Raw genomic sequence first — 15,026 nt, 5'->3', positions numbered from 1 at the left:
GGATTCCTGTGACAAGCACAGGAATGAGGGAATGATTGGACGTGGTGCCTGGCTCTCATCCAGCCTCGAAGGAAAGAACGACACCGCATGCCAGACGACAACCGCGAACAGGCCGGACGGCCCTCGCCCGAGGCGCTTCTTGAAAAAGCGCGGGCGGAGACGCGTGGGCGTTTGAAGATCTTTCTGGGGGCCGCGCCCGGCGTCGGCAAGACTTATGAGATGCTGGCCTCCGGACGCGCGAAGATCGCAGATGGTGTCGATGTGGTGGTCGGTGTCGTCGAGACGCATGGCCGCAAGGAGACGCAGGCGATGCTTGCGGGCTTCGAGATCATGCCGCGCGTGATGGTCGATTACAGGGGCCGGCGGCTGGAGGAGATGGATATCGACGCCATCATTGCCCGCAAGCCCGACCTCGTTCTGGTCGACGAGCTCGCCCACAGCAATGCCGAGGGCAGCCGGCATCCGAAGCGCTATCTCGATGTGAAGGAACTGCTGGACCGCGGCATCGACGTCTATTCGACGCTCAATATCCAGCATGTCGAGAGCCTGAACGACGTCGTTTCGCAGATCACCCGCATCAGGGTGCGCGAGACGGTGCCGGACAAGGTGATCGACATGGCCGACGACGTCGAGATCATCGATCTCACGCCCGACGACCTGATCAAGCGTCTTCATGACGGCAAGGTCTACATGGCCAATACCGCCGAGCGGGCGCTGACCAACTATTTCACGCCGGGTAACCTGACGGCGCTGCGCGAACTGGCGCTTCGGCGCACGGCGCAGCGGGTGGACGACCAGCTTTTGAACCACATGCAGGCGCATGCGATATCAGGCCCGTGGGCGGCGAGCGAGCGCGTGCTGGTATCGGTCGATCACCATCCGGCGTCGGCTTCGCTGGTGCGCTACGCCGCGCGCATGGCCTCGCGGCTGAGGGCGCCCTGGGCCGCCGTCTATGTCGAGACCAACCGCTCGATCAATCTCAGCGAGGCCGAGCGCGACACGCTGGCCGCCAATCTCAGGCTGGCCGAACAGCTCGGCGGCGAGGCGATCACCGTTCCCGGGCGCGAGACGTCGGAAGAGCTGATCCGCTACGCCGCCTCCAACAATGTCACCCACATCGTGATCGGCGCGCCGAAGCAGCCGACATGGCGGGAGTGGTTCTCGCCCTCTGCCGCCGATCTTCTGATCCGCAAGGCAGGCGATATCAGCGTTCACGTCATTTCGGGCGACGAGCAGAAGGGTGGTGCGCAACGCGGCGTCAAGGCGGCGGCGGCGCGACCTGCCTTCGATCTCAGAGCCTATCTGCTGGCGGTGGTCTATGTGCTGATCGCGCTTGTCGCCGGCATCGTGCTCGACCAGGTGCTCGACGTGCGCAATCTGGCCTTGGTGTTCCTGATGGCGGTGCTGACCTCGGCGGTGCTGCATGGGCTACGGCCGGCGCTGTTTTCCTGCCTGCTCGGCGCCTTCGCCTTCAACTTCTTCTTCCTGCCGCCGCGCTACACGCTGACGATCAGCGATCCAGAAAGCGTGCTGGCGCTGTTCTTCTTCCTCGGCGTGGCGATCGTCGCGAGCAACCTGACGGCAACGGTGCAGCGGCAGGCCTCGGCAGCGCGGCAGCGGGCGCGTACCACCGAGGATCTCTATCTCTTCTCGAAGAAACTGGCGGGCACCGGCACGCTTGACGACGTGCTCTGGGCGACGGCCTTTCAGCTGGCCTCGATGCTGCGCGTGCGGGTCGTGCTGCTGCTCCCGGAGAACGGAACGATCGCGGTCAGGGCCGGCTATCCGCCCGACGATACGCTTGACGATGCCGATATCGCGGCCGCGCGCTGGGCGTGGGAGCACAACCACGCCGCCGGGCGCGGCGCCGATACGCTGCCGGGCGCCAAGCGGCTCTATGTGCCGCTGCGCACCGGACGCGCCGCCGTCGGCGTGATCGGGCTCGACAGCGACCGCCGCGACGGGCCGCTTCTGACACCGGAGCAGCAGAGATTGCTCGATGCGCTGGCGGACCAGGCAGCCCTTGCGATCGAGCGCATCCAGCTCGTCGCCGACGTCGACCAGGCGAAGCTTGCGGCAGAGGCCGACCGGCTGCGCTCGGCGCTGCTGACCTCGATTTCGCACGACCTGAAGACGCCGCTTGCCGCCGTGCTCGGTGCCTCCACAACGCTGCGCGATTATTTCGCCTCGATGAGCGAGGAGGACCGCAGGGATCTGCTTTCGACCGTGGTGGACGAATCCGAGCGGCTGAACCGCTTCATCGCCAACCTGCTCGACATGACCCGGATCGAATCCGGGGCGATGGAGCCGAATTCGGCGCTGCACGATGTCGGCGATATCGTTGGCAGCGCGTTGCGCCGCGCGGCCAAGATCCTGTCGCATCACGGCGTGCATGTGACCATTCCGGCGGACCTGCCGACTGTGCGGGTCGATCCCGTCCTCTTCGAGCAGGTGCTGTTCAATCTCATCGATAACGCCGCGAAATACGCGCCCGAGGGCTCGACCGTCGAGATCAAGGGCTGGGCCAACAATGGCATCGTGACCGGCGATGTGATGGTGCAGGTCGCCGACAGCGGGCCGGGAATTCCTGATAATGATCTCGACCGCGTGTTCGATACTTTCTACCGCGTGCGCAAGGGCGACCAGGTGCGGGCCGGCACCGGGCTTGGCCTCTCCATATGTCGCGGTTTCATCGAGGCGATGGGCGGCACCATCACCGCCGCGAACCGGCCCGACCGGTCGGGCGCCGTCTTCACCATCAGGCTGCCCCGCCCCCAAGAGATCACGAATGACATCACGAAGCTGGAAGATATGAAATGACCGGTTCGCCCGTGAAGATCCTCGTCGTCGACGACGAGCCCCCTATCCGCAAGCTGCTGCGCGTTGGCCTGACGGCGCAGGGATACGAGGTGCATGAGGCACCGGATGCGGCGACCGCGCGCGCACTTGCAGGCGAGGTCGTCCCCGATCTCATCGTGCTCGATCTCGGCCTTCCCGACACGCCGGGCCACGCGCTACTCGGCGAATGGCGCGAACAGGGGCTGACGACACCGGTCGTGATCCTTTCCAGCCGCACCGATGAAGGCGGGATCGTCAAGGCGCTGGAGACGGGCGCGGACGATTATGTGACCAAGCCGTTCGGTATGAACGAGCTCGGCGCCCGTATCCGCGTGGCGCTGCGCCACAGGCTGCAGCAGCAGGGCGAGAAGGCGGTGTTTCGCACCGGCGGGCTGTCGATCGACCTCGTCAAGCGGATCGTCAAGGTGGACGAGCGCGAGATCAAGCTGTCGCCGAAGGAGTACGATATCCTGCGCGTGCTGGCGCAATATTCCGGCAAGGTGCTGACGCATCAGTTCATGCTGAAGCAGATCTGGGGACCGGCGGCGGATGTGCAGTATCTGCGCGTCTATGTGCGCCAGCTGAGACAGAAGATCGAAGCCACGCCCGACCAGCCGCGATACATCACCACGGAAACCGGCGTCGGCTACCGGCTGCGCGAGGCCGACCTGCCTGCAACCGAAAGTGCTTCACCAGAGGGGCGATGAGGGATAGAGCAGTGATCGGTTGATACAGAAGAATGGACCGCATCATGACCGATACCGTTACCGACCGCTTCCTGCGCTATGTCGTCATCGACACGCAATCCGACCCGCAATCGCCGACCCAGCCCTCCACCGAGAAGCAGAAGAACCTCGGGCGCGTGCTGGTCGAGGAATTGCTGGCGATCGGCCTTTCGGACGCGCATCTGGACGAGCACGGCTATATCTATGCGACCGTTCCCGCCAATACCGACAAGCAGGTGCCCGTCATCTGCTTCTGCTCGCATATGGACACGGCGCCCGATTTCAGCGGCACCAACGTCAAGCCGCAAATCCTGCGCAATTATGAGGGCGGCGATATCCGGCTGACTGCTGATACGCAGCAGGTGATCCGGGTGAGCGAGCATCCGGAGCTGAAGAACCAGATCGGCAACGACATCATCACCACCGACGGGACGACGCTGCTCGGCGCCGACGACAAGGCGGGGATCGCCGAGATCATGACGGCGGCGCAGTTCCTCGTTTCCAACCCCGATATCAAGCATGGCACGATCAAGATCCTGTTCACACCGGACGAGGAGATCGGCCGCGGCGTCGACAAGGTGGATCTGAAGAAGCTCGGCGCCGATTTCGCCTACACGATGGATGGTTCGACGGCCGGGCATATCGAGGACGAGACGTTTTCGGCAGACGGCGTCGAGATCACCATTCAGGGCGTTGCGATCCATCCGGGCTTTGCCAAGGGGAAGATGGAAAACGCCATAAAGATCGCCGGCGCGATCATCGACCGGCTGCCGAGGGATATCGGTCCCGAGACGACATCGGGCCGGCAAGGCTTCATCCACCCGACCGGCGTGACCGGCTCGATGGAAAAGGCCGAGATCGGGCTGATCATCCGCGATTTCGACAATGCGGGGCTGACAGCCAAGGAAGAGATGCTGGAAGCGATCGTAAAGGACGTGATGTCGGGCTATCCGGGTTCGACCTACACGTTCGAGGTCAAGCAGCAGTATCGCAACATGAAGGAAGTGGTCGATCGCCACCCCGATATTGTCGAGAATGCCATCGAGGGCATCCGGCGCGCCGGGATGGAGCCGAAGCGCGGCAGCATTCGCGGCGGCACCGACGGCTCGCGCCTCTCCTTCATGGGCCTGCCCTCCCCCAACATCTTCGCCGGCGGTCACGCGTTTCATTCACCGCTGGAATGGGTGAGCCGTCAGGACATGGAGCGGGCGGCCAAGACGATCGTCGAGATTGCCAGGGTTTGGGAGGAGCGGGCGTAAGCGCCCGCGACGGAGGCTTCACGCTTCCGTTCAGTTTCTGGTGGCGATGGGCGGCCACACTCTCCGCCCTCATTCCTGTGCTTGTCACAGGAATCTAGCCACGGCGCGTCTGCGCCGTGAAAAGAGTCTAACGGCCCAAGGACTTGGGCCGGCTGGATCCCGGCACAAGGCCGGGATGAGGGAGAGTGAGGAGGACGCCGCGCGCCAATCTCCGCCCCACCCCTTCCATTATCCCCGCAGACCCGGCGCTTCTTGGCCGGTGCGCTCGACATATTCGGTGTAGCCGCCGCCATACTGATGGATGCCGTCGGGCGTCAGTTCCAGCACGCGGTTCGACAGCGCCGCCAGGAAGTGGCGGTCGTGGCTGACGAAGAGCATGGTGCCTTCGTATTGCGACAGCGCCTTGATCAGCATTTCCTTGGTGTCGAGATCCAGGTGGTTGGTCGGCTCGTCGAGGACGAGCAGGTTGGGCGGGTCGAACAGCATCTTGGCCATGACCAGACGCGCCTTTTCGCCACCCGAGAGAACCCGGCACTTCTTCTCGACGTCATCGCCGGAAAAACCGAAGCAGCCGGCAAGCGCGCGCAGCGGCGCCTGGCCGGCCAGCGGGAATGAGTCTTCCAGCCATTCGAGAACCGTGCGTTCGCCATCGAGCAGGTCCATGGCGTGCTGGGCGAAATAGCCGAGCTTGACGCTGGCGCCGAGCGCAACCGTGCCCTGATCCGGCTCGGTCGAGCCCGTGACCAGCTTCAGCAGCGTCGACTTGCCGGCGCCGTTGATGCCCATGATGCACCAGCGTTCCTTGCGGCGGACCATGAAGTCGAGACCTTCATAGATCGTGCGGCTGCCATACTTCTTGTGAACGTTCTTCAGGTTGATCACGTCTTCGCCGGAGCGCGGCGCGGGAAGGAACTCGAAGGCGACCGACTGGCGGCGCTTGGGCGGCTCGACGCGGTCGATCTTTTCCAGCTTCTTGACGCGGCTCTGCACCTGCGAGGCGTGTGAGGCGCGCGCCTTGAAGCGTTCGATGAACTTGATTTCCTTGGCAAGCATGGCCTGCTGGCGCTCGAACTGCGCCTGCTGCTGCTTCTCGTTCTGGGCGCGCTGCTGCTCGTAGAAGGCATAGTCGCCAGAATAGGAGGTGAGCTGACCGCCATCGATCTCGATGATCTTGCCGACGATGCGGTTCATGAACTCGCGGTCGTGCGATGTCATCAAAAGCGCGCCGTCATAGTTCTTCAGGAACTCTTCCAGCCAGATCAGGCTTTCGAGATCCAAGTGGTTGCTCGGCTCGTCGAGCAGCATGACATCAGGGCGCATCAACAGGATGCGGGCGAGCGCCACGCGCATCTTCCAGCCGCCGGAGAGGCCGCCGACATCGCCGTCCATCATCTCTTGCGTAAAGCTCAGGCCATCGAGCACTTCGCGGGCGCGGCCCTCGAGCGCGTAACCATCCAGCTCCTCGTAGCGCGCCTGCACCTCGCCGTAGCGCTCGATGATGCGATCCATCTCGTCGAGCTTGTCGGGATCGACCATCTCGGCTTCGAGTTCGCGCAGCTCGGCGGCAACGACGCTGACGGGGCCGGCGCCTTCCATGACCTCGGCCACGGCGCTGCGGCCGGACATTTCGCCGACGTCCTGGTTGAAGTAGCCGATGGTGACGCCCTTTTCACCGGCAACGTTGCCCTCATCGGGCTGCTCCTCGCCGGTGATCATGCGGAAGAGCGTCGTCTTGCCGGCGCCATTCGGGCCGACGAGGCCGATCTTCTCGCCCTTGTTGAGCGCCGCCGAGGCCTCGATGAAGAGGATGCGATGGCTGTTCTGCTTGCTGATATTTTCGATGCGGATCATGGGAAGCGTGGTCCAAAACAGGTTTTCGGCGCCCTTATGCCACGCAACACCTGAGATGTCGCCCGTTTTCCGCAGTGCACCAAATGTTCGCTCGAGACCGTTTCCCTGTGGTGACAGCCGCGCGGGACTTCCAAACATCAGGGAGCACTGATACGTTCCATATTTGTTCCCGAGTCGCGTTTTCATCGCGGCGCGTATGCTAGAGGCTGAAGAATAGATGCAGGCGGCGGCCTATCTCGAGAAACTGAACGAGCGGCAGCGTCTTGCCGTGGAGCATGGGGTCGGTCAGGGACCGGATACGACGGGCGGTCCGCTTCTGATCATCGCCGGCGCCGGATCGGGCAAAACCAACACGCTGGCGCACCGGGTGGCGCATCTGATCGTCAACGGCGCCGATCCGCGGCGTATCCTCTTGATGACATTCTCGCGCAGGGCGGCATCCGAGATGGCGCGGCGGGTCGAGCGCATCTGCCGGCAGGTGCTGGGTGCCAACTCCGCCGTGATGACCGACGCGCTGACCTGGGCCGGCACCTTTCACGGGATCGGCGCGCGACTGCTCCGGATCTATGCCGAGCAAATCGGCCTCAATGTCGATTTCACCATTCACGACCGGGAAGACAGCGCCGACCTGATGAACCTCATCCGGCACGAGCTCGGCTTCTCCAAGACCGAAAGCCGGTTTCCGACCAAGGGGACGTGTCTGGCGATCTATTCGCGCACGGTCAATTCCGAGACGCCACTCACCGAGGTGTTGAAGACCTGGTATCCATGGGTGGCGACATGGGAAGAGCAGCTGCGCGAACTGTTTGCCTGCTATGTCGAGGCCAAGCAGGCGCAGAACGTGCTCGATTACGACGACCTCCTGCTCTACTGGGCGCAGATGGTGAGCGATCCGGAACTGGCCGCCGATATCGGCGGGCGCTTCGACCATGTGATGGTGGACGAGTACCAGGATACCAATCGGCTGCAATCCTCCGTGCTGATGGCGCTGAAGCCCGGCGGGCGCGGATTGACCGTCGTCGGCGACGACGCGCAGTCCATTTACTCCTTCCGGGCGGCGACGATCCGCAACATTCTCGACTTCCCGAAAACCTTCGATCCGCCGGCCGATATCATCACGCTCGACCGCAACTATCGTTCGACGACGACGATCCTTGCCGCCGCCAACGGTGTCATCGAACTGGCGCGCGAGCGCTTCACCAAGAACCTTTGGACCGACCGGCAATCCGAAGAGCGGCCGAAGCTGCTGACCGTCAAGGACGAGAACGACCAGGCGAACTACATCGTCGAGCAGGTGCTGGCGAACCGCGAAGTGGGGATGACGCTGAAGCAGCAGGCGGTGCTGTTTCGCACCTCCTCGCACAGCGGCCCGCTCGAAGTCGAGCTGACGCGACGCAACATTCCCTTCGTCAAGTTCGGCGGGCTGAAATTCCTGGATTCGGCGCATGTGAAGGACATGCTGGCGATCCTGCGTTTCGCGCAGAACCCGCGCGACCGGGTCTCCGGCTTCCGCCTCTTGAAGATGCTGCCGGGGATCGGGCCGCAGACGGCGGGCAAGATCCTCGACACGATCGCCGCCGACCCCGAACCACTAATGGCGCTCGCCGAAATCCCGCCGCCGGCCAAGACCGGCGAGAGCTGGCCGGCGCTGGTGCAGTTGCTGGAAGGATTGCGCCGGGCAAACGGACCGTGGCCGGCCGAGATCGCGCAGGCGCGCGAATGGTACGAACCGCATCTCGACCGCATCCACGAGGACGCCGACACCCGCAAGGCCGACCTGTTGCAGCTCGAGCAGATCGCGTCGGGCTATGCCAACCGCGAGCGCTTCCTCACCGAACTGACGCTCGACCCGCCCGACGCCACCAGCGACCAGGCCGGCGTGCCGCTGCTCGACGAAGATTATCTCATCCTCTCCACCATCCATTCGGCCAAGGGGCAAGAGTGGCGAGCGGTGTTCATGCTCAACGTCGTCGACGGCTGCATCCCCTCCGACCTCGCCGTCGGCACGACGCAGGAGATCGAGGAGGAGCGCCGTCTGCTCTATGTCGGCATGACGCGCGCCAAGGACAGCCTGACGCTGATCACTCCGCAACGCTTCTTCACCAGCGGCCAGCACGGCCAAGGCGACCGGCATGTCTATGCATCCCGTACGCGGTTCATTCCGGTGACGCTTCTGCAGTATTTCGAGACGGCGGCATGGCCGGTGGTGGCGGCGACGCCTTCGGAGCGGAGTACGCAGCAGATAAGGGTGGATGTGGCGGCGCGGATGCGGACGATGTGGCGGTAGGGTAGGTTTGGGTGCTTAGTCGGCGTTGTGCCTGAAGCCCCCTCATCCCCGGTGCAACAAGTTGCACCTGACCTGCCGGCACCTTCTCCCCGTTGGGGAGAAGAGACTCGAGGTGGGCCGCTCGCGCCGACCTCCCCTTCGCCCCAACGGGGAGAAGGTGGCCCGAAGGGCCGGATGAGGGGGCTCCGGGCGCTGAGTTTTGCCGGGTAGCTTTTTCTTAAGATTCAGATTTAGCGTTTTTGGGTGGGATACCCCCCTCTGCCCTGCCGGGCATCTCCCCCACAGGTGGGGAGATTGGCTGGGGGCGGCCGCTCGTTCCACTCTCATTGTTTGGCGTAGCCCTTAACCCCGGGTCGATCTCCCCCCTTGTGGGGGAGATGTCCGGCAGGACAGAGGGGGGTATGCCGCAGCACAACGCCCAACACTCGCCCCACTCAAGCAGCCAACCGCATCCTCACATCCCCCGCCAACACCTTCATCCGCTCCAGCGACGCATGGCCGATCAGCATGAACGCATGCGTCTTATCCGACCAGTAGACGACGTTCATGCCCTTGCGGGCTTCGACGTCGGGTGCCTTAGGGCCGTCGTCGGATCGGACGATGCAGAGGGCCAGGGGACCTGTCTCGGGGTCGAGATAGGCGAGCTGGGCGAGTGGCTGATCGTCATATTGCAGAAGCAGTGCCCGCTTGAAATCGACGCCTGACAGCGCGATCGCTTCCGGAGAGAGGCGCAGGCCGAGCCTTGCTTCGACGGCCGACAGCTGACCTTCCTGCGACGCAAGCGAGGGCACCGGGCCGGCCAGTGTTTCGGGCGTGTAGAGCGCGATGTAATCGGCGACCGTGGCGCGCCATTCGCTGTTTTCGTCGGTGGCGGCAAGCTGCCGGCTGAGTCCGATGAAGGCGCGGTCGGCGATGACGCCGCCTACCAAGCAGGCCGCGAGTGCCCCGAGGAAGCGGCGGCGGCTGGGGGCCGGCGCTGCCGCTGGTGTGTCGGAGAGGCGCGAGAGGATGGCTTCGAGCTCGGCCTTCGGCGCCTGGGCGAGCAGCGGATCGAAGGCCTGCGCGAAGGGCAGGCTGGCGCGGGACAGGAACTCGAGGCGGGCGGCCAGCTCGGCATCCGTTTCGAGCAATGCTTCGAGGCGCGCGGCTTCAGCGGGTGGCAATTCGCCGTCCAGATAGGCGGTCAGTTCCTCGTCGGAGGGGATCGTGGTCTTGTCGGTCATCGTCCGCCCTCCTCCTTCAGATTGCCGGCCAGGGTCGCGCGGGCGGCGGCGAGCCGGCTCATGACGGTGCCGATCGGAATATCGAGCACTGCGGCCACCTCCTTGTAGGACAGGCCCTCGACATAGGCCAGGAAGACCGAAGCACGCTGCGCCTCGGGAAGCGCGCCAACGAGACGAAGCACCTGAGCGGCCATGACATGCGTCTCCGTTTCGCGCGCGCCATCGACGACGAGCGCCTGCTCGGCATCGACGAAGCCCTGCCCTTCGCGGACCCGCCGCGAGCGGATTTCATTGAGCCAGATCGAATGAAGAATGGCAAACAGCCAGCGGTCGAGCCGGGTGCCCACCTGAAACTGCGTGGCCCTCTCCAGAGCACGCACGCAGGTCTGCTGCACCAGATCGTCTGCCACATCGCGGCGATGCGAGAGCACGAGACCATAGCGCCAGAGCCGCGACAGGTTTTCCGTCAGACCGCTCCTGATATCGGATTCGCTTGCGATGGCCGCCTCCGCCACGGGGTTTGCCGAAGACCGCACTGGGCGAACCGGCGCGGTCTTGTTGGCGTGACTATAGGCAGGAAATGTCGTGTAGGCGACGACCATCGGCATGTTCCTCGTCACATTATCGAGCGTTCTCGCTCCTCAGATCTTCGACGGATCGGTGATCGCTTCGTTGAGATCGCGATATTCCTCGCAAGACGTGCCGCACAGCGTCTTGATGGTGCCGAGCTGCTCCTTGGCGAGATCGATGCGGCCCTTGATGACATAGGCTTCGCCGAGATATTCGCGGACCTTGGCATATTGCGGATCGAGCTGAACCGACTTCAGATAATAGGAGATGCCTTCATCCGTGCGTCCGAGCTTACGCGTTGCGTAGCCGCGATAGTTCAGCGCCTCGGCGGTGTTCTGATCCTTCAGCGTGTCGAGCATGGCCAGTGCCTCATCGTAACGGCCGGCCTTGGCCAGCGAATAGGCGTATTCGGTGCGGTTGTCGTCGGTGATGTTGGCGCCCGACTGCTTGACGCATTTCTGCGTCTTCTTGTCATAGACCTCACCCTTCTTGCAGGTCGGCGTGGTGGCGGCGCCGCTATCGTCTCCGCCGGCGGCGAAAGCAGGCGCGGTGAACGCGAAAGCGGCGATCGCGCCGCTGATGAGGACGGATGCAATCCGGGAGGTTGCTGAGGTCATGATGTATCTCCTTCGGGACAAGACGGGTTGGTCTGGAAGACATGGTTGCGGCGAATGAACACCGCAGCCGGCGGGTTTATTCGACGGGTGTCCCGATTTTTCCGATCACCGTTTCGTGAGAGCCAGCGACGAATAAAGCCCGGGCTGGCGTGTTTGCTCCGCGTGCGCCGGGGGACGAACAGGAGCATTTTCGTGAACGAGACCGTCAAACTACTCAGCCTCGCCACCGCGGCGCCACGGCATGTCATCACGCAGGAGGAAGCCGCGGAGACGTCGGCGCGGCTGTTTTCCAGCCGGCTTAAGGACTTCGCGCATCTTGTGCCGGTCTTCACCAATGCCGGCATCCGCACGCGGCATGCCGCGCGGCCGCTCTCATGGTTCACCGAGCCGCATGGCTGGGAAGACCGGATGCAGGCCTATCAGGACGAGGCGCGGAGCCTGTTTCGGCGGACGGTTGCGGCGGCGCTCGATCAGGCCGGACTTACAGGGGCCGATGTCGATTGCATCGTCACGGTTTCCTCGACCGGCGTCGCGACGCCGAGCCTCGATGCGCAGCTGGCATCGGAGATCGGGTTTCGCACGGATGTCGAGCGCCTGCCGGTGTTCGGCCTCGGCTGCGCGGCCGGCGTTTCGGGCTTTGCGATCGCGGCGCGGCTCGCCAAGGCGCGGCCCGGCGCGACCGTGCTCTTCGTCTCGATCGAGCTCTGCACGCTGGCCTTCCGGCTGGACGAGCTGACGCGGGCGAATATCATCGCAACCGCGCTGTTCGGCGATGGTGCGGCGGCCTGTATTTTGCGCGCGGGGCCGGAGGGGCTTGCCACTGTCGAATCCACCGGGGAGCATCTGTTTCCCGATACGCTGGGGATCATGGGCTGGAAGATCGACGATACCGGCTTCGGCATCGTGCTGGCGCAATCGCTGCCGCCCTTCGCGGAAAAGGAGTTGGGGCCGGCGATCGACGGCATTCTTGGTCGCAGCGGGCTGAGCCGCGCGGGTATCGACCGCTTCATCTGCCATCCCGGCGGCGCGCGGGTTCTGGCGGCGCTGGAGACGGCCTTGTCGATCCCATCCTCGGCGCTCGACCATGAGCGGGCGGTGCTTGAGGAATACGGCAACATGTCCTCGCCGACGGTGCTGTTCGTGCTTGAGCGGGTGATGCGTGAGGGATTGCCCAAGCGGGCGGCGATGATCGCGATGGGGCCGGGCTTTTCGGCCAGCTGCGTGACGTTGACGAGGGCCTGATGATGTGGCCCTCGATCATCATTCTCGGCTTCGTGACGCTGCAGCGGCTGGCGGAGCTTGTCATCGCCCGCCGCAACACCCGCGCGCTTATGGCGCGCGGCGCCCGCGAGATCGGCGCCGAGCATTATCCTGTCATGGTGGCGCTGCATGCGAGTTGGCTTGCCGGGCTCTGGCTGCTGGCCCCCGGTCATCCGGTGCAGCCGATATGGCTCATGCTCTTCGTCGTGCTGCAGCTTGGTCGGCTCTGGGTTCTGGCGACGCTCAAGGGGCGATGGACGACGCGGATCATCGTGCTGCCGGGGGCGTCGCTGGTGCACGAGGGACCGTATCGGCTCTTCTCGCATCCGAATTACGCGGTCGTGATTGGCGAGATCGCGGTGCTGCCGCTGGCGTTAGGCATGCCGCTATTCGCGGCCATTTTCTCCATCTTGAACGGGCTGATGCTATGGCTTCGCATCTCGGTGGAGAACCGCGCGCTGAAGACGGCAATGTTTTTGAAATGAATGCGATTTTTCATTTGCACGCGGCTTGGCGGAGGGGCATTTTCCATGCCTAGACTATCGTGGGTTTCGTGGGAAAATGACGAAGAACGTAATCGTGCTTGGAGCCGGCATCGTCGGTGTATCGACGGCCATTCATCTGCAGCGGCGCGGACGCCAGGTGACATTGATCGATCGCAAGCCGCCGGGCAACGGCACATCCTTCGGCAATGCCGGATTGATCCAGCGCGAGGGCGTAGTGCCCTATGGCTTTCCGCAGCAGCTCGGGCTTCTCGTCCGCTACGCCTTCAACAACCGTATCGACGCGCATTATCACCTGAAGGCGCTGCCGGGCCAGCTGTCGTTTCTGGCGCGCTACTGGTGGCATTCGAACACCAAGCGTCACCAGATGATCTCGAAGGCCTATGCGCCGCTGATCGCGCATTCGATCTCGGAACACAACGACCTGATCGAGGCGGCGGGCGCCGAGCATCTGATCCGCAAGAACGGCTGGATCGAGGTGTTCCGCACCGGTGAAAAACGCGACGCGGAATTCGCCGAGGCCGAACGGCTGCAGCGGGAGTTCGGCGTCGGCTTCGATCGGCTGGATACCGGCGATCTGGCGCGGCTGGAGCCGGATCTCAATCTCGGCTTCGTCGGCGCCCTGAAGTGGCGCGATCCGTGGTCGGTCATCAATCCGCAGGCGCTGACGGCAAGCTATCTGCGCTATTTCGAAAGCATCGGCGGCCGCTTTATCACCGGGGATGCTAACTCCTTCGGCAAGTTTGGCGCCGGCTGGAAGATCGCGACCGACGAGGGTCCTGTCGAAGCAGATGAGGCGGTGATGGCGCTGGGGCCATGGGCGGCTGTCGCCACTCGCCGGCTCGGCTACGCCTTCCCGCTCGGGGTCAAGCGCGGCTATCACATGCATTACTCCGCGAAGGGCAACGCGGTGCTCAACAACACCGTGGCCGACACGGAGCTCGGCTATCTCATGGCGCCGATGGAGAACGGCATCCGGCTGACGACGGGTGCCGAATTCGCGGCGATCGATGCACCAAAGACACCGGTGCAGCTCGACCGCGCCGAAAAGGTGGCGCGCGGCGTGTTTCCGCTCGGAGAGCGGCTCGATCCCGAACCCTGGATGGGCGCCCGCCCCTGCACGCCCGACATGATGCCGATCATCGGCAAGGCGCCGCGCCACGAAGGCCTGTGGTTCGCCTTCGGCCACGCGCATCACGGGCTGACGCTCGGACCAGTGACCGGCAGGGCGCTGGCGGAGCAGATGACCGGCGAAAAGCCGTTCGTCGATATCTCCGCCTATTCGCCGCAGCGGTTTAATCCGTAAACGATCCGGCTAAACGCCCAATTCCTTGAGATCGCGGAGCGCCGTCTTCGCGATCTCGTCTATCGTCCCATCGATATCGACGGTGACGACGCCGGGTTCGCCGGTCGGGATCTCCAGCGTCGCAAGCTGGTTTTCGAGCAGGGAGAGCGGCATGAAGTGGCCCTTGCGGGCGCCCATGCGTGCGGTCAAAAGTTCATTGGAGCCGTGCAGGTAGACGAAGAACAGATTGCCATCGACGGCGGTGCGCAGGCGGTCACGGTAGCTTTTCTTCAGCGCCGAGCAGGAGACGGCGATACCCTCGTTGCGGTCGAGCGCGGCCTTCATGGTTTGGCCGATGATATCGAGCCAGGGGAAGCGATCCTCGTCGGTGAGCGGGGTGCCCTTCGACATCTTCTCGACGTTCGAGGCCGGATGCAGGGCGTCGCCTTCGGCGAATTCGACGGCAAGTGCCTGTGCTATCGCTTCGCCCACGGACGACTTGCCGCAGCCGCTGACCCCCATGACGATGATGGCATGGGGGCGCGTGTTTTGTGCTGACATTCCAGAATCTCTCCTCACCTCGGCATGATCCGCCGTGTCAGGAGACC

The 15,026-nt window shown here is 64.0% G+C and carries 12 protein-coding genes and 1 pseudogene; 7 read left to right on the top strand and 6 right to left on the bottom strand.

Features of this window, described 5'->3' with window-relative positions:
- The first annotated feature begins 87 nt into the window (after positions 1–87).
- The 3 genes from QTL96_RS18850 to pepT are packed head-to-tail and all read left to right on the top strand — an operon-like array spanning position 88 to position 4,822.
- Positions 88–2,820, top strand: coding sequence for a sensor histidine kinase KdpD (locus QTL96_RS18850; protein WP_289728718.1), 2,733 nt, complete (start codon positions 88–90; stop codon positions 2,818–2,820).
- Positions 2,817–3,545, top strand: a complete 729-nt coding sequence (locus QTL96_RS18845; protein ID WP_289728717.1) for a response regulator transcription factor — start codon at positions 2,817–2,819, stop codon at positions 3,543–3,545. Before QTL96_RS18850 ends, QTL96_RS18845 begins: the two co-directional genes overlap by 4 nt.
- A gap of 44 nt (positions 3,546–3,589) precedes the next feature.
- The gene (pepT, locus tag QTL96_RS18840) at positions 3,590–4,822 is read left to right on the top strand and encodes a peptidase T (protein WP_289728716.1); all 1,233 of its coding nucleotides are present in this window, start codon (positions 3,590–3,592) and stop codon (positions 4,820–4,822) included.
- Between the two features lie 228 nt (positions 4,823–5,050).
- On the opposite strand, the gene QTL96_RS18835 is transcribed toward pepT, so the two are convergent.
- Positions 5,051–6,673 (bottom strand): ABC-F family ATP-binding cassette domain-containing protein, encoded by a 1,623-nt coding sequence (locus QTL96_RS18835; protein ID WP_018898513.1) that lies wholly within the window; start codon positions 6,671–6,673, stop codon positions 5,051–5,053.
- A 217-nt stretch (positions 6,674–6,890) separates the two neighbouring features.
- Here QTL96_RS18835 and QTL96_RS18830 point away from each other — a divergent pair, with 217 nt between their 5' ends.
- Positions 6,891–8,960 (top strand): ATP-dependent helicase, encoded by a 2,070-nt coding sequence (locus QTL96_RS18830; RefSeq protein WP_289728715.1) that lies wholly within the window; start codon positions 6,891–6,893, stop codon positions 8,958–8,960.
- Between the two features lie 235 nt (positions 8,961–9,195).
- Here the strand turns inward: QTL96_RS18830 and QTL96_RS18825 are convergent.
- From QTL96_RS18825 to QTL96_RS18810, 4 genes and pseudogenes are all read right to left on the bottom strand, one after another.
- Positions 9,196–9,366, bottom strand: a pseudogene (locus QTL96_RS18825) (riboflavin biosynthesis protein RibD); the annotation flags it as partial.
- A 28-nt stretch (positions 9,367–9,394) separates the two neighbouring features.
- Positions 9,395–10,183 (bottom strand): zf-HC2 domain-containing protein, encoded by a 789-nt coding sequence (locus QTL96_RS18820; protein ID WP_289728714.1) that lies wholly within the window; start codon positions 10,181–10,183, stop codon positions 9,395–9,397.
- Positions 10,180–10,785, bottom strand: a complete 606-nt coding sequence (locus QTL96_RS18815) for an RNA polymerase sigma factor (protein ID WP_289728713.1) — start codon at positions 10,783–10,785, stop codon at positions 10,180–10,182. The genes QTL96_RS18820 and QTL96_RS18815 overlap by 4 nt, the downstream gene beginning before the upstream one ends.
- A gap of 39 nt (positions 10,786–10,824) precedes the next feature.
- Entirely contained in the window at positions 10,825–11,370 is a 546-nt protein-coding gene (locus QTL96_RS18810; protein ID WP_289728712.1) for a tetratricopeptide repeat protein, read from the bottom strand.
- Between the two features lie 192 nt (positions 11,371–11,562).
- On the opposite strand from QTL96_RS18810, the gene QTL96_RS18805 reads away from it, so the two are divergent.
- The 3 genes from QTL96_RS18805 (at position 11,563) to QTL96_RS18795 (ending at position 14,439) form a co-directional block, all read left to right on the top strand.
- Complete coding sequence (locus QTL96_RS18805; RefSeq protein WP_289728711.1) at positions 11,563–12,612, top strand: type III polyketide synthase; 1,050 nt, start codon at positions 11,563–11,565, stop codon at positions 12,610–12,612.
- Positions 12,612–13,115, top strand: coding sequence for an isoprenylcysteine carboxylmethyltransferase family protein (locus QTL96_RS18800; RefSeq protein ID WP_289728710.1), 504 nt, complete (start codon positions 12,612–12,614; stop codon positions 13,113–13,115). The genes QTL96_RS18805 and QTL96_RS18800 overlap by 1 nt, the downstream gene beginning before the upstream one ends.
- A 76-nt stretch (positions 13,116–13,191) precedes the next feature.
- On the top strand, positions 13,192–14,439 hold the full coding sequence (locus tag QTL96_RS18795; protein ID WP_289728709.1) for an FAD-binding oxidoreductase: 1,248 nt from the start codon (positions 13,192–13,194) through the stop codon (positions 14,437–14,439).
- Positions 14,440–14,448: 9 nt separating this feature from the next.
- On the opposite strand, the gene QTL96_RS18790 is transcribed toward QTL96_RS18795, so the two are convergent.
- Positions 14,449–14,979, bottom strand: a complete 531-nt coding sequence (locus tag QTL96_RS18790) for a gluconokinase (protein WP_289728708.1) — start codon at positions 14,977–14,979, stop codon at positions 14,449–14,451.
- Positions 14,980–15,026: the final 47 nt, after the last annotated feature.

Origin of the sequence: Rhizobium sp. S163, from assembly GCF_030380805.1 — a bacterium.
Lineage (GTDB): Bacteria > Pseudomonadota > Alphaproteobacteria > Rhizobiales > Rhizobiaceae > Rhizobium.
This window is presented reverse-complemented; position numbering and strand designations above follow the sequence as displayed.

Bases quoted from the DNA above. Each gene is read 5' to 3' on its own strand.
- QTL96_RS18850 (WP_289728718.1), top strand. From the start codon at position 88: ATGCCAGACGACAACCGCGAACAGGCCGGACGGCCCTCGCCCGAGGCG.
- QTL96_RS18845 (WP_289728717.1), top strand. From the start codon at position 2,817: ATGACCGGTTCGCCCGTGAAGATCCTCGTCGTCGACGACGAGCCCCCT.
- pepT (WP_289728716.1), top strand. From the start codon at position 3,590: ATGACCGATACCGTTACCGACCGCTTCCTGCGCTATGTCGTCATCGAC.
- QTL96_RS18835 (WP_018898513.1), bottom strand. From the start codon at position 6,673: ATGATCCGCATCGAAAATATCAGCAAGCAGAACAGCCATCGCATCCTC.
- QTL96_RS18830 (WP_289728715.1), top strand. From the start codon at position 6,891: ATGCAGGCGGCGGCCTATCTCGAGAAACTGAACGAGCGGCAGCGTCTT.
- QTL96_RS18820 (WP_289728714.1), bottom strand. From the start codon at position 10,183: ATGACCGACAAGACCACGATCCCCTCCGACGAGGAACTGACCGCCTAT.
- QTL96_RS18815 (WP_289728713.1), bottom strand. From the start codon at position 10,785: ATGGTCGTCGCCTACACGACATTTCCTGCCTATAGTCACGCCAACAAG.
- QTL96_RS18810 (WP_289728712.1), bottom strand. From the start codon at position 11,370: ATGACCTCAGCAACCTCCCGGATTGCATCCGTCCTCATCAGCGGCGCG.
- QTL96_RS18800 (WP_289728710.1), top strand. From the start codon at position 12,612: ATGATGTGGCCCTCGATCATCATTCTCGGCTTCGTGACGCTGCAGCGG.
- QTL96_RS18795 (WP_289728709.1), top strand. From the start codon at position 13,192: ATGACGAAGAACGTAATCGTGCTTGGAGCCGGCATCGTCGGTGTATCG.
- QTL96_RS18790 (WP_289728708.1), bottom strand. From the start codon at position 14,979: ATGTCAGCACAAAACACGCGCCCCCATGCCATCATCGTCATGGGGGTC.